This window comes from Listeria sp. MAN/IMW/UF464 (assembly GCF_058683955.1).
In genome coordinates this window covers 116,895-137,652 of sequence record NZ_JBZWZP010000004.1, presented here as the reverse complement: position 1 = coordinate 137,652, position 20,758 = coordinate 116,895, and the positions used below count along the sequence as shown (strand labels likewise).

Here is a 20,758-nt window from a genome sequence, read left to right as displayed (position 1 = left end):
ACTTAACTTGAAATAAAAATAATTTAAAAGAAAAAGCTTAGGGAGCTTTTTAGGAGGTAAACTTTTTGAAAAAGAATACGTTTATTGCGATTTCACTCGCAGCAGTTATCAGTTTGACGCCAGCCTTTACAACAAATGTTTTTGCAGACGTAAATACAGACATTCAAAATCAAGATAAAAAAATCAATGACATTAAGTCTAAAAAAACAGGGTTACAATCAGATCTTTCTAGTTTAGTAGCAGATCTTGAGAAAGCTCAAGAAAAAGCGAAATCTTTACAAGGAGAATTTGACCAAACAGGCAAAGAACTTAAACAACTTAATCAAGATATTAAAGATATCAATGAACGTATTAAAGAACGCGAAACTGTTTTAAAAGAACGCGCTCGTGCAATGCAAAAAACTTCTAATTCTAATGCCTATCTTGAAGTAATCTTAGATGCAGAAAACCTTTCTGACTTAGTAGGTCGTGTTTCTGCAGTAAACCAATTAGTTGATTCTGACAAATCTATTTTAGAAGATCAACAAAAAGATGAAAAAGCTTTAAAAACTAAACAAACTGCAGTGAAGAAAAAACAAGAAGAACAAGCAACTGCAATTCATGAATTCGAAGCACAACAAAATAAAATTGAAGCACAAAAAGCTGAAAAAGAAGCAATCGTTGCTCAATTAGCAGCTGATCAAGCAAGTGCTGAAAACGAAAAAGCTGGTCTTGTAAGTGAACGTGATAAAGCAGCAAAAGAAGCAACTGCTCGCGCAACAGCTTTACGTGAAGCTACTGATGCAAATGTTGGACAACAAACAACAAACACTAATGCTTCATCTAACAGCAAAACTTCAAACAAAGTAGAATCAACTAACAATAGTGAAGCACCAAGCGCTGCAACTCCATCAGGTGGTGGATATTCTGCAATGATCGCAGCAGCAAGAGCTCAACTTGGAAAACCTTATAGCCTTGGAGCAACTGGCCCGAGCGCATTTGACTGTTCTGGATTTACATCTTATGCTTTCCGCGCTGCAGGAGTTTCTCTACCAAGAACTTCTGGCGGACAATATGCAGCAGCTTCCAAAATTAGTGCTAGCCAAGCAAAACCAGGTGACTTAGTGTTCTTCAACTACGGTGGCGGAATTGCTCACGTTGGAATTTATGTTGGTGGTGGTCAAATGATTAACGCTCAAAACAACGGTGTTAAATATGACAACATCACTAGCGGTTACTGGGCTAAATATCTTGTAGGATATGGCCGCGTAGCTAACTTCTAATAAGTATTGAAAAGTTAAGAAGCACCTTTGTCGTTTTAAAAACAAAGGTGCTTTTTTATATGGAACGTTAAGGGAATGAAGAAGTTCCTAGTCAAATAGATAATAGAAAAGGAGCTTATTATGCTTAAAAAATATGGGGTAGTAACAGCACTTAGCCTTTTGATTATTTCTGCACCATTAACAAGTGTTAAGGCGGAAAGTATTAATGACATGCAAAAACGCCAAAGCGAAATAGAGCAAAAAAAATCAGAGCTAAATAAGAATCTAGACACAAAAAACTCAGAATTAAACCATTTAGAAAACGCTGAAAAAGACGCTGCTAAAGAATTAGAATCACTTTTAAATAGCATTGATGAAACGAATAAAAAGTTGAAAGAACAAGAAGATAAAGTTGATTCTGAAAATGAAAAGCTGAAAAAACTAAAGAAAGAAATTGAAAAGCTACGCAATGATATTCGCGACCGTCAAAAAGTGCTTGATAGTCGAGCGAGAGCTATTCAAACAACAGGAACTGCCACATCATACTTAGACATGATTTTTGAAGCTGATGATTTTAAAGAACTTATCGACCGCGTGACAGTTGTATCTGCAATTGTTAAAGCGGACCAAAATATAATGCAAGATCAAAAAGACGATCAAAATAAACTAAAAGTAGCAGAAAATAGTTCAGAAAAAAAATTAGAAAACTTAAAAGTGCTAGCAGTTGAGCTAGAAGTATCAAGAAACAACATGGAAAGCCAAAAACAAGAAAAGAATGACTTAGTGATGGCTCTTGCAAATAAAAAAGACTTAACGAAAAGTGAACAAACACTTTTAACTAATGAACAAGGTGCTCTTTCAGACGAACAAAAGAAACTTGCTTCTAATATTGCTGGTGAAAAAGCAAAACAAGAAGCTGCAATCAAAGCGGCTGAAGAAAAACGCATGCAAGAAGCAGCGGCTAAAAATGCCACTGTCGCAGCGCAGCAACCAAGCTCTGTAACATCTTCAGCAGGAACTGGCGCAACAGATACAGTAAGTTCTGGTGGCGGGCAGTTTATCAAGCCAGCATCAGGAATGTTAACATCTGGATTTAGTGAGCGTACTAACCCAGTTACTGGAAAATATGAATCTCATAAAGGTCAAGATATTGCGGGCGGAGGTACGATTACAGTATCCGCTGCGGCATCTGGTAGAGTCGTATTTTCAGGATTTGGCGCAACAGGTAGTGGCTTTGGAGGTTATGGTTACGTCGTGAAAATTGATCATGGTAATGGCTTCCAAACATTATATGCTCATATGCGTGCCGGTAGCTTGAAAGTAGTAACTGGTCAACAAGTATCACAAGGACAACCAATTGGTATTATGGGATCCACCGGTCAATCAACCGGACAACATCTTCATTTTGAGATTCACAAAAATGGTATTCCAGTTGATCCAGCACCTTATATTTAATTTGAAAACCATTGATGATAAATCAATGGTTTTTCTTAGGTGAAAACGAACTGGAATAGGCTAAATACGGTTTTTATGATATGATACTACTATCAGTTTGTGTAAGAAAAGGGGGAACACAATGGGACTATTAGCTTATTTATTAGTCATTTTGCTGATTTTAAACGTATTCTTTGCGGCAGTGACGGTCTTCTTAGAAAGACGCGATACATCCGCCACTTGGGCTTGGTTACTAGTCTTAACTTTTGTTCCAATATTTGGATTCATTATCTATTTAATTTTTGGGAGAAAGCTTTCAGGGAAAAAGATTTTTGATTGGAAGGGACAAGAAAAAATCGGGATACAAGAGTCAACAGCAAATCAAATAGAAATGATACGTCAAAAAGAATTTCCATTTAGCGATCCAAATGTAAAAAAACATCGCGATTTAATTTACTTATTGCTTGTTAATGATGGAGCTATTTTGACGCAAGATAATGAAGTAGAGCTTTTTATTGACGGTCACGAAAAATTTGATGCTTTAATAGCAGATATTGAAAAAGCAAAAGATCATATTCATCTCATCTACTATATTTTTCATTCGGATGAGCTTGGAAACCGTTTGATGCGAGTGCTTGAAAGAAAAGCAGCAGAAGGTTTAAATGTAAAAATTATTTATGATGCAATGGGTTCACGGACGACGAAAAAATCATTTTTCCGTACTTTCGAAAAAAATGGCGGTTTAGTAAGACCATTTTTCCCATCTAAATTACCATTAATTAATTTCCGTTTAAATTATCGTAATCACCGAAAATTGGCGATTATTGACGGAGATGTTGGTTATATTGGTGGCTTTAATATTGGTGACGAATATCTTGGACGTTCGAAAAAATTTGGTTATTGGCGCGATACACATTTACGCGTGCATGGTAAAGCGGTATATGCTATGCAAACCCGATTTATCATGGACTGGAATTCGGCATCATCTACTCATAAAATTGACTATAAAGCGAGATATTTTCCAACATTTCACGGTAAAGGCCATACAAGCATGCAAATTGTGTCTAGTGGTCCTGATTCCGAATGGCAACAAATCAAGAATGGTTATATTAAAATGATAAATGCTGCTAAAAAAACGATTTACTTGCAGTCTCCATATTTTATTCCAGATGCGAGCTTGCTTGAGGCGATAAAAATTGCAGCACTTTCAGGAGTCGATGTTCGTGTCATGATTCCGAATAAACCTGACCATGCTTTTGTTTACCGAGCAACAACTAATTACGCCGGTGAACTTATGGAAACAGGAGCTAAAATCTTCATTTATGATAATGGTTTTATTCATGCAAAAACCTTAGTTGTTGATGGTGAAATTGCTTCTGTAGGAACTGCCAATATGGACTTTAGGAGTTTCCGCTTGAATTTTGAAGTCAATGCTTTTATTTATGAAAAGAAAATGGTTCAAAAATTAGAAGATGCATTTTTAGAAGATATTTTGAAATCGTACCAATTAACACCTGAATTATATGCAAAACGATCTTTATGGATTAAATTTAAAGAAGCGGTAAGTCGACTTTTATCGCCTATATTATAGAAGTAACTTAAGGGAGAGCTGGTGTAGAAAATGGATGTTTTTAGTGAAATACTCAATGGAATAGGGAGACTACTTCTACAACCAGCATTGTATGTAGGAATTATTTTAGTGATAATTGCTGGTTTTAATCGAGTGAAATGGGAACGGAAATCGTTTAGTATTAGCATTTATTCACCGTGGTTAGAACTGAAGAATTTCTTTGGCGTGAGTTTGTTGTTTGGTCTAGTGCTATCCATTGTTACAACCCTTATTGGATTTAGCGTGACGATTGAATGGATTGCGATTTTTAATGCCGTAGCTTGTTTCTTATTAATTGTCGGGATGTTCCGACTTAGCTCTACTGCTTTTACTATTGGAATTACCAGCTTAATCTTTTATTTCTGCTATTATTTCGATGTTAACTTGTCACCATTTACCAATCTAGAGTTTACATATGATGCAATATTTATAGATAATTTTATGATTTCGATGACATTTTTACTGGCGATTTTGCTGTTTGTAGAAGCTTTCTTGATTCAATACACAAGCGCGAAAAATCCGTCACCATCTCTTCGTAAAAGTAAACGTGGTAAGTTAGTCGGTTCATTTCAGTTAAGAAAATTATGGTTTGTACCACTTGTTGTTTTTATTCCTGGAGATGTGTTTACGAAGATTTTTGAGTGGTGGCCTGTGTTTACAATTGGGTCCGAGTCATATTCGTTAATTATTTTGCCATTATTCATTGGTTTCCAGCAGCAAGTACAAGCGCAATTGCCAGAAGAAGCTAGTAAAAAAATTGCCGTTCAAGTAACTACATTAGCAACGATTATTGCTGTAGCTGGTTTGATTGGAATCGTAATGCCAGTACTAACACTTTTTGCGTTTATGTTCGCTGTGATCGGTCGATTTTGGATTTCCTATCGTCATTACCGCTCCGAACAATTACTACCGAAAAAATTTGGTCCGCAACCTGATGGGCTTGTAGTTCTTGGTGCCCGTGAAAGCACTCCTTCGACCCGTTTGAATTTAAAAGCAGGCGAAAAAATTACAGAAGTTAACGGACAAAAAGTGCACAATCGTGAAGAACTATACGAGGCGCTTAACTTAAACCGCGCATTTTGCAAGTTAAAAGTAATTGATAACGCTGGTGAGCCACGTTTTGAACAAACAGCACTTTATGAAAATGAATCTTTTGAACTGGGTTTATTATTAGTTGAACCGAGATGATTTTAAAACACCAGTGGCAGCATTGGTGTTTTAAGTTTTTGTAAAGATAAGATTAATATAAATGCATTTCTACCCGAAAATAGTTAATTCATGCTATATTTTAGATAAAAGGGTTACATAAAGAAGGGATGGGAAGTAAGTTGGTAAAAATTCTTGTAGTTGATGATGAGGCTTCTATTGTTACCTTGTTGCAATTTAATATTGAAAAAGCTGGGTTTGATGTAGTCACAGCTGAAGATGGTAGAACTGGGTACGAACTTGCTCTATCGGAAAAACCAGATTTAATTGTACTTGATTTAATGCTTCCTGAAATGGACGGAATTGAAGTAACGAAAAAACTCCGCCAAGATAAAGTTGGAGTTCCAATACTAATGTTAACTGCCAAAGATGAAGAACTAGATAAGATCATTGGTTTAGAGTTAGGTGCAGACGATTATATGACAAAGCCGTTTAGCCCTAGAGAAGTTGTCGCAAGGATTAAAGCCATTTTAAGACGGACAGAAGGCAAGGCCGAAGTTACCGAAGAAAAAACGGAAGATACAGAAGCGACTATTTTAATTGGTGATTTGAAAATTTTACCGGATAGTTATGAAGTATATTTGCAAGATGATTTATTAGATTTAACGCCGAAAGAATTTGAGCTACTCTTATTCCTAGCCAATCATCGCGGCAAAGTTTTTTCGAGAGATCAATTGCTTGATACGGTTTGGAATTATGATTATGTAGGTGAAACGCGGATTGTAGATGTTCACGTTAGCCATTTACGCGATAAAATTGAACTAGATACTAAACAACCGAAATACATTAAAACAATACGTGGATTCGGTTATAAAATGGAGAATGTAAAATAATGAAAAAATTATGGCTGAAAATCGGGTTATCTTTTTTTATCTTATTTTTCGTTGTGATGGTTATTGTAGGTATTTTCTCTGGGGAATTAATGAAATCCACTTATTTAACGATGAAAGAAAACCAGCTAGAAGATGACGCGAAAATCTTACTGCAAACAACTAACATTGAGAATTTAAATTTGGATGAAGATGCAGGAACGATTCAAAAAACACTTGATCCGCTTGGTGATGAAATTGATGCTCGTATTACGGTGATTGATAATGATGGTGATGTTGTAGCTGACACTAAAAAAGATCCTGATAACTTAAACAATCATATGAACCGCCCGGAAGTAGCTGATATTCTTGAAAAAGGAAAGAATGTTGGCATTTCAATTCGGGAAAGTGATTCACTTGGTTATAGTATGCTTTACGTTGCGGTTCCCGTTAAACATCAAGGGAAGACAGACGGCGTTTTAAGGATTTCAATTTCCCTTGAGTCGGTGGATGCAGCAGTTGCTAAACTTTGGGGCAATTTAGCTCTGATTTTCGGTATTGCTCTAGTCATTATCGCAGCCATCAGTGTTTTCATCGCCAGAAAAATTACTAGACCAGTGAATGAAATTATTGAAGTTTCGACCGATTTGGCTAATCATAAATACGACAGCCGCATTCACGGTAAAGTAAGCGGCGAACTTCAAGACCTTTCTGTCAGCGTTAATATGTTAGCAGAAAGTTTAGAAACACAGATGTTCGAGATTAAGCAAAATGAACAACGACTTAATGCTATTGTTCAAAACTTAGTGAGCGGCGTAATGCTTATCAATGTCGACAAACAAGTAATCATGACCAACCGAACAATGTACCAAATTTTAGGAGAAACTGAAATTACTGGAAAACCATTTTATGAAGTAATTAAAAGTTTCGCACTTAGTCAATTAATCGATGCAACTTTTGAAACAAAAACGATGCAACAAAAAGAAATCATTCTTTATTTCCCGCGGGAGATGATTTTAGATGCAAGTGTTTCGCCAATTTTAGCAGAAAACGGTGAAATTACCGGGATTATCTTACTATTACATGATATTACTCAAATCCGCCATCTGGAAAATGTCCGTTCTGAATTTGTGACAAACGTATCCCATGAACTAAAAACACCAGTAACTGCACTAAAAGGATTCGCGGAAACACTACTAGACGGCGCAATGTACGATGAAATGCTACTCAAAAAATTCTTAACGATTATCAAAGAAGAAAGTGATCGACTTCATCGATTGATAATGGATATTCTCGCACTTTCTAGAATTGAACAAAATCCTGTGGCAGAAAACACTGAGCCAGTAGATGTAGATGAAGTTATCGAACAATCTTCCCGGACTATTTTTGAAATGGCGACCGAAAAAAATATCCAAGTATCTGTTCCAGAAAAAACAATTCCGCCAATCATTATTGAAACTGATCGTGATAAATTGCAACAGATTTTAATTAATTTACTTTCTAACGCGATAAACTACACCCCAGTAGATGGAAAAGTCGAAGTTAAATTAATTAATCAAGAAGCAGAGATTATAATAGAAGTAACCGATAACGGAATTGGAATACCTGCTAAAGATATTGACCGCGTATTTGAACGATTCTACCGAGTGGACAAAGCACGTAGTAGACACTCAGGAGGCACTGGACTTGGACTTTCCATCGTCAAACATTTAGTTGAAAACTGTGGCGGACGAATCGAAGTAGAAAGCCAAGAAGAAGTTGGCTCGACCTTCCGCGTCACTTTACCAAAAAAAGCCTAATAAATATCCTGTTTGAAAGAATGTAATCTTTCGGACAGGATATTTTTATTTTATTTACGAAAGACACAAATTTGGTGTAATAATTTACCAGTTTGCCTTTTATTTGAAAGATATTCATAAAAAAGTTTACATTTTCGACAAAAAATGAGGTAATTTACAATTACTTAACATTAGCTACACACCACCTTAAATCTCACGCGTTATAGTGATACTTGTAAGGAATAACTATTAAAAAAACAAGGTGGGAATAAGATAATGAAAAAGAAGTATTTGGGAATAGTAGCAATGTTAGCAGCAGTAATGCTTGTCTTCGCAGCATGTGGAAGTGACAGCAGTTCAAAAGATAAAGCAAACGGATCAACAAAAGGGGATAAAGAAGTTTCTGGCTCATTAACAGCAGTCGGATCCACTGCACTTCAACCACTCGTTGAAGCAGCTTCCAAAGAATTTACAAACACTAACCCTAAAGCTCAAATCAATGTTCAAGGCGGCGGTTCTGGAACTGGTTTAACACAAGTACAACAAGGTGCAGTTGAAATTGGTAACTCGGACGTATTCGCTGAAGAAAAAGACGGCGTAGATGCTTCAAAACTTGTTGATCATCGTGTAGCAGTTGTTGGAATGGCACCTGTAGTAAACAAAGATGTAGGCGTTAAAAATATTACTAAACAACAATTAATCGACATTTTCACTGGTAAAACAACTAACTGGAAAGACGTTGGCGGTAAAGACGAAAAAATTACAATCATCAACCGTGCGGAAGGAAGCGGAACACGTGCTACTTTCGAAAAATGGGGACTTGATGGTAAAACACCAGTTAAAGCACAAGAACAAGATTCATCCGGTACAGTTCGTAAAATCGTAAGCGAAACTCCAGGAGCAATCAGCTACCTAGCATTCTCTTACATTGACGCTTCCGTAGTTGGTCTTTCATTAGACGGCGTTGAACCAACAGAAGAAAAAGTTGCAACTAACGATTGGAAAATCTGGTCTTATGAACATATGTATACAAATGGCGAACCAAAAGGCCTAACAAAAACTTTCTTAAAATATATGACTTCTGATGAAGTACAAAACAATATCGTACCACAACTTGGTTACCAATCAATCAAATCCATGAAAGTGGAACGCGATGCATCTGGTAAACTAACTGACGTAAAATAAAAAGAATGAAATGGGCGTCTATCCTAGTAATATCAGGATAGACGTATACCCATGTTAGGAGTAAACATGGGAGGAGAAAGGAGCTTACGTGACTTGGAAGCGATAAAAGAAAAGAAGCTTACACAAACTTCTAAAAAGGCGCATCTAGAAACTAGAGGCAAAATTATTACATTCATTTGTATTTCTATCATGGTTATTGCCGCAGCGTCTATTTTGTTTTTTGTTATATCGAAAGGTTTAGCAACATTTACTGTCAATAAAGTGTCTTTTGTTGATTTTATAACTGGAACAGACTGGAACCCTTCGCAAAAAGATGCAAATGGAAATCCATTAGTTGGCGCTTTGCCAATGATTATTGGCTCTTTTGCAGTAACGCTTTTTGCCGCTTGTATTGCAGGACCACTTGCAATCGGTGCAGCCATTTTTATGGTAGAAATTTCACCTAAGTTTGGTAAGAAGATTTTGCAACCAGTTATGGAACTTTTAGTTGGTATTCCATCTGTTGTTTATGGATTCATTGGACTAAGCGTTGTCGTTCCATTTATTCGTGACCATATTTCGGGAAGTGGGTTTGGTATTGCAGCTGCGACCGTTGTTTTAACAGTAATGATTTTGCCTACTGTTACTTCACTCAGCGTAGATGCAATTAAATCAGTTCCGCGTCATTACCGAGAAGCTTCTTTGGCACTTGGAGCAACACGTTTCCAAACGATTTGGAAAGTAGTGCTTCGTAGTTCGCGTTCAGGGATTTTGACGGCGATTGTATTTGGGATGGCTCGTGCATTCGGTGAAGCCCTTGCTGTACAAATGGTTATTGGGAACTCTGCTGTTATTCCAACATCCTTATTTGAACCAGCTTCCACGTTAACTAGTATTTTAACAATGGGAATGGGAAATACGGTTATGGGTACGCTTGATAATAATATCCTTTGGTCACTTGCAATGGTGCTACTCGCAATGTCACTATTTTTCATCATTGTGATCCGTTTCATCGGACGTAGGAGGAAAGTCAAATGAATGTAAAAACAAAAGATAAAATCGCGACAGGCGTTTTCTATGCCATTGCTGTATTAATTGTCATTATCTTAGCTGGTTTACTCGGCTATATTTTAGTAAAAGGTGTTCCGCAACTTAGCTGGAAGTTTTTGACGACCCCACCACAGTCGTTCCAAGCTGGCGGCGGAATCGGTCCTGAAATCTGGAACTCATTTTATATGCTCGTTATCACGATGATTATTTCTGTTCCTATCTCGCTCGGTGCGGGAATTTATATGGCAGAATATGCGCGTAAAAATTGGATTACAGATTTAATTCGTACAACGATTGAAGTGCTTTCCTCACTTCCATCTATTGTCGTAGGGCTATTTGGTTTCCTTGTTTTTGTTATTCAAATGGGGTGGAGCTTCTCCGTTATTTCCGGGGCGCTTACACTAACGATTTTCAATTTACCACTATTAATTCGTGTTGTCGAAGAGGCGCTTAATGCTATTCCAAACACGCAACGTGAGGCAGGACTTGCTCTCGGTTTATCCAGATGGGAAACAATTACGCGAGTACTTGTTCCAGCGGCATTACCAGCAATTATTACCGGGGTTATTTTAGCAGCAGGACGGGTATTTGGTGAAGCAGCAGCGTTAATTTTCACAGCAGGACAAAGTACACCAATCCTTGATTTCACTGACTGGAACCCGGTCAATCCAGCTTCACCACTAAATATTTTCCGCCCAGCAGAAACGTTAGCTGTTCATATTTGGAAAATTAATGGTGAGGGAATTATGCCAGATGCGCAAGCTGTTTCTGACGGAGCATCTGCTGTATTAATTCTTTCCGTATTACTTTTCAACGTCCTAGCTCGCCTGCTTGGAAAATTTGTTTATAAACGCATGACCTCGTCTTAAAAAGCCAGGAAAAGGAGATTTTAAATGATGTTAACGAAGAAACCTGAAATTAATACAATTTTACAAACTACACCAGATCCTCACTCACTTCCTGCTGCGATGGCGACAGAGGATTTGCACGTATATTATGGAGATAATCACGCAATTAAAGGTGTCGATTTAACGTTCCCTGAAAATAAAGTTACAGCTTTAATCGGACCATCTGGTTGCGGGAAATCGACTTATTTAAGAGCATTAAACCGAATGAATGATGAAATTGACGGTTGCCGTATGGAAGGACAAATTTTATACGACGGCATTAATATCAACCGCAAAGAAGTCGATTTATACAATGTTCGTAAAGAAATAGGCATGGTATTCCAAAAACCTAACCCATTCACGAAATCCATCTATGAAAATGTTGCTTTTGGACTTAAACGCCATGGTATGAAAAACAAAAAAGAAATCATGGAGCGAGTTGAAAAAAGCTTGCGCCGTGCCGCTCTTTGGGACGAAGTAAAAGACGATTTAGGAAAAAGTGCACTATCACTTTCCGGTGGACAGCAACAACGCCTTTGTATCGCTAGAGCTGTAGCAATGCAGCCTAAAGTATTGCTACTTGATGAACCTGCTTCAGCCCTAGACCCAATTTCCACAAGTAAAATTGAAGATTTAATCAATGAATTGAAAAATAAATATACCATTATTATCGTAACGCACAATATGCAACAGGCAGCACGGGTTTCAGACTATACTTCTTTCTTTTATCTAGGAGAAGTCGTGGAATTCTCAGGAACATCCGAACTATTTACGAATCCACAAGAAAAACAAACCGAAGACTATATTTCTGGTAACTTTGGCTAGAAAGGAGCTTTTTTATGACAACCGAAACTGCTGAAAAAGTAGAGTACATTATTGAAACAAAAGACGTAGATTTATTTTATGGTTCCAAACAAGCACTACAAAAAATCGCTTTAAATATTAAAAAGAATCAAGTTACCGCATTAATTGGGCCGTCGGGATGTGGAAAATCTACTTTTCTAAGGACGCTTAATCGGATGAATGATTTAATTCCAAATGTAAAAACAACTGGCGAAATCCATATTGGCGGAGAAAATGTCCAAGATCCGAAAATTGATATGGTTAATTTACGAAAAAAAGTGGGTATGGTCTTTCAACAAGCCAATCCATTTCCGTTTTCAATTTATGATAATGTAGCTTATGGTCCACGGATGCACGGTATAAAAGACAAAAAAGTGTTAGATGAGATTGTTGAGAGAAGTTTGCGTCAGGCGGCTCTTTGGGAAGAAGTTCATGATAGATTAGATCGTTCGGCAATTGGTATGTCAGGTGGTCAACAACAACGACTTTGTATCGCACGTGTGCTTGCAGTTAAACCGGATGTTATCTTGATGGATGAGCCGACTTCTGCACTAGATCCGATTTCGACAGCGAAAGTAGAAGATTTGATTTTAGAATTAAAGAAAGACTATACGATTGTAATTGTGACGCACAATATGCAACAGGCATCCCGGATTTCGGATGAAACAGCCTTTTTCCTTAATGGCCGCATCGTGGAATTCGCGGATACGACAAGTATTTTTACCAACCCAGCAGAAAAAGAAACTGAAGACTATATTTCAGGAAGATTTGGATAAAGGAGTGTTATTATGGTAGTCAGAAAAATTTTCACAGAACAGTTAAACGACTTGCATCAACATCTAATGGAAATGGGAATGCTTGCGAATGAAGCGATTTTTAAAGCAGTAAAATCACTCGTACATCGTGACACGGAGCTTGCTAAACAAGTAGTCGCAGAAGATAAGGCAATTAATAATATGGAGCTCTCACTGGAACAACGCTCTTTTGAGTTAATCGCTTTGCAACAACCAGTTGGTATGGATTTACGGAAAATTGTTACCGTGCTCAAAACAAGTTCAGATTTAGAACGTATTGGTGATCACGCAGTAAGTATTGCCAAAACAGCTATTTTAATTGGCGAAAGTAAAGTTTTAAAGCCGATTCCTGAAATTCCAGAAATGGGTGAAATTGTAAAATCAATGCTGCAAGATGTCTTAAAAGCATATCTTTCGGAAGATGATGAGGCTGCTCGTGAAATAGCAGCACGCGACAATGAAGTAGATAAACTGCATAAAATCGTTTATCAAAAATGTATTAATTTTATGCAAGAAGAACCAGAGCACATTGAAGACGTATCGCAATTACTTTTAGTTTCTCAATACATTGAGCGCATTGGTGATTATGTGACGAATGTTTGTGAATGGATTGTTTACTTGAAGAGTGGCGAAATTGAAGATTTAAATAGATAAAAAAAGCCCGATTTTCCTTTCCACAGGTTAATCGGGCTCTTTTTGGTGTGTGTTAGGCGGTTTAAATAACTTCTCAAATATTTAAAACCTTAGCTATCCTCCAATACTCCTTTCGTTGTTATAAAGAAATTGTATCATTTTAAGAGAGAATATTACTTTTTTGCTCATATTTAATCATTTTTGAATGAAGAGGTAGTTAAACTTGCGGAATCATTCCTATTTAAGTATCATATGAATATATGACCATATATGAAGAATGAGGTGATTCTGATGGAAAACGCAAAACAAACTTTAGATGAAGAGACGCTTTTTAGTGTAACGCAAATTTTCAAGGCGCTTTCTGATCCGACACGTGTTCAAATTTTAAACCTGCTTCAAGAGCGAGAATACTCTGTGAATGAAATTGCGCGAACGCTGACTTTTAATCAAACAACGGTTTCACACCAGCTCCGTTTTTTAAAAAACTTAAGGCTTGTGAAATCAAGACGTGAAGGCACTACAATTTATTATATGCAAGATGATAATCACGTATTAGAATTACTGACCCAAGCAATTCGCCACGTGCACCATCACTAACAACAAGCGCTCAGAAAACCTTTTTAGGAATGATGGGTGTTTTTTATGCCAAATAATGAGAGATTATGATAAAGTAGTTAACAAATAAAAATTTGGAGGAAACATTTTGAGCAAATTATCGCCAGTGCAAAAATTTATCGTCATTGCGGGAATAGTTGTCATGGTTATTATTTCTATTTTAGCAGTTATTTGGAATAGCAATCTTGCGGCAGTTATTGGTTTGTCGGTTGCACAATTTATTATTATTCAGTTGGTATGTTATGTAGGAATATATTCGCATATGAAAGTAGGAACAGCACGAGGTACGAAACTTTTTAGTTGGGGAATATTAACGACACTTCTGTTTTCAGCAATTATTTTTATTTTTGCTACAGATAATTTTAGAACCTATTCCGCAGCAATGATCGCTCTAATTGGTTACTGTGCAGCATTAATGATGCGCGAAATCGAAAATACTAATCCTGCCAATAAAAAACAAAAAAGAGAGGAATAAAACGAAGAATGGAGTGATAGTATGGGAATTCATCAATATTTCCAAAGTTTATCGGATTTAGAGAACATTTATCGTTGTCCGGGAAAATTTAAATATCAAGAGCATTCGGTTGCAGAACACTCTTACAAGGTTACTTCTATTGCACAGTTTTTTGGAGCTGTAGAAGAAGATGCGGGCAATGAGGTTAATTGGCGTGCTTTATATGAAAAAGCATTAAATCATGACTATTCAGAGCTTTTTATTGGTGACATTAAAACACCTGTAAAATACGCAACGACAGAACTAAGAGAAATGCTCTCTGAAGTGGAAGAAAGCATGACTAAAAATTTTATTAGCCGCGAAATACCAGCAACTTTCCAACCTGTTTATCGGCACTTGTTAAAAGAAGGGAAAGACAGTACGTTAGAAGGGAAAATTCTCGCTATATCTGATAAAGTAGACTTGTTATATGAGTCCTTTGGAGAGATTCAAAAAGGTAATCCAGAAAACATTTTTGTTGAAATTTATAGTGAAGCACTTGCGACTATTTATGAATACCGAGAAATGGCCAGTGTAAAATATTTTTTAAAAGAAATTTTACCAGATATGCTTGCTGAAAAAGGCATTGAAAAGACGGAATTACCACAACTTACTACAGAAATAACGACAAAAGCATTGCGTGAGGAGTAAAAAATTGGGGAGGGAAGTAAGATGGATCAAATTATATCTGCACTTATTTTCCCTTGTCTGCTTGTCATTCTCTTTGCGCGCATCACGTATAACCGTTATGTCGCCTTAGTGCTTATGGTGGTTTTGATATCCGCTTCTGCTAAATTGGGTTACACAAGTTCGTTTTGGCTAATCACGATAGACGCCTTTTCGATGACAATTGGTTTTGTCGTAGCCACATACATGTTACGACGTTTAAAGAAAAGCGGCAGTGACTTTTAAAGAGCAAATAGATAGGTAGAATACTTTAAAAGTGATAAAATAAAGAAAAGCGTAATCAACAGGTTGCGTTTTTTATTTTCAAATGAATACGAAAATATGTTCGGTTTTTGCTAGGCTAATTAAAATATTTATGATAAAATAGAAACATTAACGGATCTGAAAAATCCGCTTTTTGCTTTGCTGGATATTTTACAGTTAAAGCTTTTAGATGCCAGAATCGGACCGATAAGGAATGGGGGAATCCGAGTTGAAGGATAAATTTGAGTTAGTTTCTAAGTATAGCCCACAAGGAGACCAACCTAGAGCAATAGAACAATTAGTTGCGGGATTAAAAAAAGGCTTAAAACACCAAACCTTACTTGGGGCAACCGGTACAGGGAAAACTTTTACTGTATCTAATGTAATTCAAGAAGTAAATAAACCAACTCTTGTTATGGCACATAATAAGACGCTAGCGGGACAATTATATAGTGAATTCAAAGAGTTTTTCCCGAATAATGCAGTGGAATACTTTGTTAGTTACTATGATTATTACCAGCCAGAAGCTTATGTACCGCAGAGTGATACCTACATTGAAAAAGACGCTAGTATCAATGACGAAATAGATAAGCTTCGTCACTCCGCTACAGCAGCACTTTTTGAACGTAGAGATGTAATTATTATCGCCAGTGTATCTTGTATTTATGGTTTAGGTTCGCCGGTCGAATACGGAGAAATGCTAGTTTCGCTTCGGGTAGGCATGGAGATTAGCCGAGACCAATTGTTACGCAAGCTGGTTGATATTCAGTATGACCGAAATGATATTGATTTCCAGCGCGGTCGTTTTCGTGTCCGCGGAGATGTGGTCGAAATTTTCCCGGCATCTAGAGATGAACACTGTATGAGAATTGAATTTTTTGGCGACGAAATTGAACGTATTAGAGAAGTAGATGCCCTTACTGGAGAAATCATAGGCGACAGAGAGCACGTTTCTATTTTCCCAGCATCTCACTTTGTTACTAGACCAGATATTATGAAAAAAGCAATTGTTAATATAAAAGCAGAACTTGAAGACCGCCTTAAAGTCTTAAGAGCAGAAAATAAACTACTGGAAGCACAGCGTCTTGAACAGAGAACCAATTACGATATAGAAATGATGGAAGAAATGGGTTATTGTTCAGGTATTGAAAACTATTCAAGACATTTATCACTACGTCCAGCGGGAGTAACTCCATATACATTGCTAGATTATTTCCCAGATGATTTCCAAATAGTTATTGATGAATCACATGTAACGATGCCTCAAATTCGTGGCATGTTCAACGGGGACCAAGCCAGAAAGCAAATGCTAGTCGATCATGGTTTTAGGTTGCCAAGCGCACTTGATAACCGTCCACTTCGATTAGAAGAATTTGAAAAGCATATTAATCAAATTATGTTTATCTCTGCAACCCCAGGCCCATACGAATTAGAAAAGAATCCAGATGTAATTGAACAAATCATTCGACCTACCGGACTACTAGATCCAATTGTCGAAATACGTCCTATCCAAGGTCAGATAGATGATTTAATGGATGAAATCAATGATCGAGTTGAGAAGAACGAACGAGTTCTAATCACTACTTTAACGAAAAAAATGTCGGAGGATTTGACGAATTACCTAAAAGAAGCCGGCGTAAAAGTTCAATATTTACATTCTGAGGTAAAAACATTAGAGCGAATTGAAATTATTCGTGACCTTCGATTAGGGGTATACGATGTTATTGTTGGGATTAACTTACTCCGTGAAGGAATCGATTTACCAGAGGTGTCCTTGGTAGCAATTTTAGATGCCGATAAAGAAGGTTTCTTACGTTCAGAACGTTCCTTAATCCAAACGATGGGACGAGCTGCCCGTAATGAAAATGGACGAGTAATTATGTACGCAGATAAAATGACAGATTCCATGCGCAATTCAATTAGTGAAACAGAACGGCGTCGTAAAATCCAAATTGAATATAATGAAAAACATGGCATCACACCAAAAACAATTAGAAAAGAAATTCGTGGCATTATCGCAGCAACTTCTGCCGCAGATGAACGAGAAGCAATAAAACAACATGATTTAAGTAAAATGTCTAAGAAAGAACGAGATATTTTCATTGAAGGTATGGAACACGAGATGAAAGAAGCAGCCAAAGCACTTGATTTCGAACGTGCAGCTGAACTTCGTGATGCTTTACTGGAAATAAAAGCGGAAGGATGAAGCGGAATTGGATAAAGAAAAAATAGTCATTCAAGGTGCAAGAGCCCATAATTTAAAAAACATTGATGTAGAGATTCCAAGAGATAAATTAGTAGTGATGACCGGACTTTCTGGTTCAGGAAAATCTTCGCTAGCTTTTGATACAATTTATGCAGAAGGACAAAGACGTTATGTAGAGTCTTTGTCTGCTTATGCTCGCCAATTTTTAGGTCAAATGGATAAACCGGATGTAGATTTAATTGAAGGGTTAAGCCCAGCTATTTCTATCGATCAGAAAACTACTAGCCGTAATCCGCGATCTACCGTTGGGACAGTTACAGAAATACATGATTACTTGCGTTTACTTTATGCGCGAGTGGGGCATCCAGTGTGTCCAAATCACGGAATTGAAATCACTTCGCAAACAATCGAACAAATGGTAGACCGTGTGCTCGAATACCCAGAAAAAACACGTATTCAAATTATGGCGCCTATAGTTTCTGGTAAAAAAGGAACACATAAGAAAACAATTGAAGAAATTAAAAAAGAAGGCTACGTACGTATTCGTGTTGATGGAGAAATATACGATATTAACGACGAAATCGAAATCGAAAAAAACAAAAAACATTCTATCGAAATTATAATCGATCGTATTGTCATTAAAGAAGGCATAAATACTCGACTATATGATTCTATTGAAGCTGCTCTACGCCTGGCTGATGGATACGCAGTAGTGGACATTATGGGTGATAAAGAATTACTATTTAGCGAACATTATGCATGTCCTTATTGTGGTTTTTCGGTTGGTGAATTAGAGCCAAGAATGTTTTCATTTAATAGCCCGTTTGGTGCTTGTCCTACTTGTGATGGACTTGGAACAAAATTAGAAGTAGACGTGGATACGGTTATTCCAGACAGAAGCTTAACATTAAATGAAGGCGCGATTGTCCCGTGGAGACCGATTAGTTCACAATATTATCCACAAATGCTAGCTTCTGCTTGTAAAGAATTTGGAATTGATATGGATACACCGATAGAAGAACTTTCGAAAGAAGCATTAGATATTGTTTTAAATGGTTCAAAAGACAAAGAATTTTACTTTGAATACAAAAATGATTTTGGTATGACACGAGAAACTTGGATTCCGTTTGAAGGAATTCTGCCAAACATCGAACGTCGTTACCGTGAAACTAATTCAGATTTCACTCGCGATCAAATGGCGCAGTATATGACGGATTTACCTTGCCCATCTTGTAAAGGATATCGTCTTAAAGAAGAAACACTTTCTGTCAAAGTGAACAATCATCACATAGGGCAAATTAGCGAGTTTTCCATCAATGAAGCTCTTGATTTCTTTGATAGCCTAGAGCTTTCAGAAAAAGAAACGCAAATCGCGGCGCCAATTTTCAAAGAAGTGCGAGCTAGACTAGGGTTCTTAAAAAATGTTGGGCTTGATTATTTAACAATGAGCCGTGCTGCTGGAACTTTATCAGGAGGAGAGGCACAGCGAATTCGACTAGCAACCCAAATTGGTTCGAGATTGACTGGCGTACTTTACATTCTTGATGAGCCTTCCATTGGACTTCATCAGCGTGATAACGATCGATTGATCAACACACTTCAAAGTATGCGAGATATTGGAAATACGCTTATTGTCGTGGAACATGATGAAGACACAATGATGGCAGCAGATTATCTGATTGATATTGGTCCAGGTGCTGGAGAACATGGCGGGCGAATTGTTGCAGCCGGAACGCCAGAAGAAGTGGCGAAGAACAAAAACTCTATCACCGGGGATTATCTTTCTGGCAAAAAATTCATTCCTGTTCCTGCCAAAAGAAGAAAAGGAAACGGACTTGAATTAGAAATCGTCGGAGCTAAAGCAAACAACTTAAAAAATGTAAATGCCAAAATACCACTAGCTACTTTTTCATGTGTGACTGGGGTATCCGGTTCCGGAAAAAGCTCACTAGTCAATGAAGTACTAAGAAAAGCGCTAGCGAGAAAGCTTAATCGAAATCACGCCAAACCAGGTGAACATAAAGAAATAAAAGGAATCGAAAACCTAGAAAAAATCATCAATATCGATCAATCTCCAATCGGTAGAACACCAAGATCTAATCCAGCAACATATACTGGCGCGTTTGATGATATTCGTGATCTATTCGCGAGTACTAATGAAGCCAAAGTCCGTGGTTACAAAAAAGGCCGTTTCAGTTTCAACGTAAAAGGCGGTCGTTGCGAGGCATGTAAGGGCGATGGTATCATAAAAATCGAAATGCACTTTTTACCAGATGTTTATGTACCTTGCGAAGTTTGTCATGGTAAACGCTATAATGGCGAAACTTTGGATATTCGCTACAAAGGGAAAAACATTGCCGAAGTGCTAGAAATGACTGTGGAAGAAGGGTTAGAATATTTCACTAACCAACCGAGAATTGCTCGCAAACTGCAAACCATTGTCGATGTGGGACTGGGCTATATTCGTCTCGGTCAACCTGCAACAACTCTTTCTGGTGGTGAGGCGCAACGTGTGAAACTAGCGTCCGAACTTCATAAACGCAGCAACGGTAAATCATTCTATATCCTTGATGAACCAACCACTGGACTCCATGCAGATGACATCGGCCGTTTACTAAAAGTATTACAAAGACTTGTAGAAGAAAACGGCGATACAGTTCTTGTTATTGAACATAATTTAGATGTTATTAAACAAGCTGACTACTTGATTGACTTAGGTCCAGAAGGTGGCGATGGCGGCGGTCAAATTATCGCAACTGGCACACCAGAAAAAATTGCTCGTTCTAAAAAATCATACACAGGCAAATACTTAAAACCAATTTTAGAACGTGACAAAGAACGCACAGAAGAACGTATTGCAACAGCTAAGAAAAAATAAATCTAAATCCCGCTTATATTTTAATAAGCGGGATTTTTTTCTTGTGCCGAAGACCAAACCACCCAAAGTCTAAACAAATAATCATCCTCTGGTTGTATGACAGAAATTATTTTTTCCTTCATAATAGAGTCATAGATAAAACAGATAGATTACTTGCACATGAAGCAAGCCTAAAATAGCTAAACCGA

General features: G+C 37.3%; 18 protein-coding genes. All 18 read left to right on the top strand.

Features of this window, described 5'->3' with window-relative positions; translation table 11 throughout:
* The first annotated feature begins 65 nt into the window (after positions 1-65).
* Entirely contained in the window at positions 66-1,262 is a 1,197-nt protein-coding gene (locus AC4PG0_RS13240; RefSeq protein WP_003772338.1) for an NlpC/P60 family protein, read from the top strand.
* Between the two features lie 120 nt (positions 1,263-1,382).
* A complete protein-coding gene (locus AC4PG0_RS13235) occupies positions 1,383-2,696 on the top strand; it encodes a murein hydrolase activator EnvC family protein (protein WP_010991315.1) in 1,314 nt (437 codons plus the stop codon).
* Positions 2,697-2,817: 121 nt separating this feature from the next.
* The gene (gene cls / locus AC4PG0_RS13230) at positions 2,818-4,266 is read left to right on the top strand and encodes a cardiolipin synthase (RefSeq protein WP_003768327.1); all 1,449 of its coding nucleotides are present in this window, start codon (positions 2,818-2,820) and stop codon (positions 4,264-4,266) included.
* A gap of 30 nt (positions 4,267-4,296) precedes the next feature.
* On the top strand, positions 4,297-5,472 hold the full coding sequence (locus tag AC4PG0_RS13225) for a PDZ domain-containing protein (protein WP_492167773.1): 1,176 nt from the start codon (positions 4,297-4,299) through the stop codon (positions 5,470-5,472).
* Between the two features lie 140 nt (positions 5,473-5,612).
* Positions 5,613-6,323 carry a response regulator transcription factor gene (locus tag AC4PG0_RS13220; RefSeq protein ID WP_010991313.1) on the top strand — a complete coding sequence of 237 codons (711 nt, stop codon included), beginning with the start codon at positions 5,613-5,615 and terminating at the stop codon, positions 6,321-6,323.
* Positions 6,323-8,098, top strand: a complete 1,776-nt coding sequence (gene pnpS, locus AC4PG0_RS13215) for a two-component system histidine kinase PnpS (protein WP_492167772.1) — start codon at positions 6,323-6,325, stop codon at positions 8,096-8,098. Before AC4PG0_RS13220 ends, pnpS begins: the two co-directional genes overlap by 1 nt.
* Before the next feature lie 255 nt (positions 8,099-8,353).
* A complete protein-coding gene (locus AC4PG0_RS13210; RefSeq protein WP_003763937.1) occupies positions 8,354-9,262 on the top strand; it encodes a phosphate ABC transporter substrate-binding protein in 909 nt (302 codons plus the stop codon).
* Between the two features lie 93 nt (positions 9,263-9,355).
* Positions 9,356-10,279, top strand: a complete 924-nt coding sequence (gene pstC, locus AC4PG0_RS13205; RefSeq protein ID WP_003741167.1) for a phosphate ABC transporter permease subunit PstC — start codon at positions 9,356-9,358, stop codon at positions 10,277-10,279.
* On the top strand, positions 10,276-11,160 hold the full coding sequence (pstA, locus tag AC4PG0_RS13200) for a phosphate ABC transporter permease PstA (RefSeq protein ID WP_003722630.1): 885 nt from the start codon (positions 10,276-10,278) through the stop codon (positions 11,158-11,160). Before pstC ends, pstA begins: the two co-directional genes overlap by 4 nt.
* 27 nt (positions 11,161-11,187) lie before the next feature.
* Entirely contained in the window at positions 11,188-12,003 is an 816-nt protein-coding gene (gene pstB / locus AC4PG0_RS13195; protein WP_003763935.1) for a phosphate ABC transporter ATP-binding protein PstB, read from the top strand.
* Positions 12,004-12,017: 14 nt separating this feature from the next.
* Positions 12,018-12,797: a phosphate ABC transporter ATP-binding protein PstB gene (pstB, locus tag AC4PG0_RS13190; RefSeq protein ID WP_003722628.1), complete on the top strand. Its 780-nt coding sequence runs from the start codon at positions 12,018-12,020 to the stop codon at positions 12,795-12,797.
* A 12-nt stretch (positions 12,798-12,809) separates the two neighbouring features.
* Positions 12,810-13,469 (top strand): phosphate signaling complex protein PhoU, encoded by a 660-nt coding sequence (phoU, locus tag AC4PG0_RS13185; protein ID WP_003772348.1) that lies wholly within the window; start codon positions 12,810-12,812, stop codon positions 13,467-13,469.
* A 270-nt stretch (positions 13,470-13,739) separates the two neighbouring features.
* A complete protein-coding gene (locus tag AC4PG0_RS13180; RefSeq protein ID WP_010991311.1) occupies positions 13,740-14,045 on the top strand; it encodes an ArsR/SmtB family transcription factor in 306 nt (101 codons plus the stop codon).
* Positions 14,046-14,151: 106 nt separating this feature from the next.
* Positions 14,152-14,538, top strand: a complete 387-nt coding sequence (locus AC4PG0_RS13175; RefSeq protein WP_003763927.1) for a hypothetical protein — start codon at positions 14,152-14,154, stop codon at positions 14,536-14,538.
* Between the two features lie 21 nt (positions 14,539-14,559).
* Positions 14,560-15,207, top strand: coding sequence for an HD domain-containing protein (locus AC4PG0_RS13170; RefSeq protein ID WP_003763925.1), 648 nt, complete (start codon positions 14,560-14,562; stop codon positions 15,205-15,207).
* A gap of 21 nt (positions 15,208-15,228) precedes the next feature.
* Positions 15,229-15,468 (top strand): CsbA family protein, encoded by a 240-nt coding sequence (locus tag AC4PG0_RS13165; RefSeq protein ID WP_492167771.1) that lies wholly within the window; start codon positions 15,229-15,231, stop codon positions 15,466-15,468.
* Positions 15,469-15,715: 247 nt separating this feature from the next.
* Entirely contained in the window at positions 15,716-17,692 is a 1,977-nt protein-coding gene (gene uvrB / locus AC4PG0_RS13160; RefSeq protein ID WP_010991310.1) for an excinuclease ABC subunit UvrB, read from the top strand.
* A gap of 7 nt (positions 17,693-17,699) precedes the next feature.
* A complete protein-coding gene (gene uvrA, locus AC4PG0_RS13155) occupies positions 17,700-20,570 on the top strand; it encodes an excinuclease ABC subunit UvrA (protein ID WP_003772352.1) in 2,871 nt (956 codons plus the stop codon).
* Positions 20,571-20,758 lie beyond the last annotated feature (188 nt).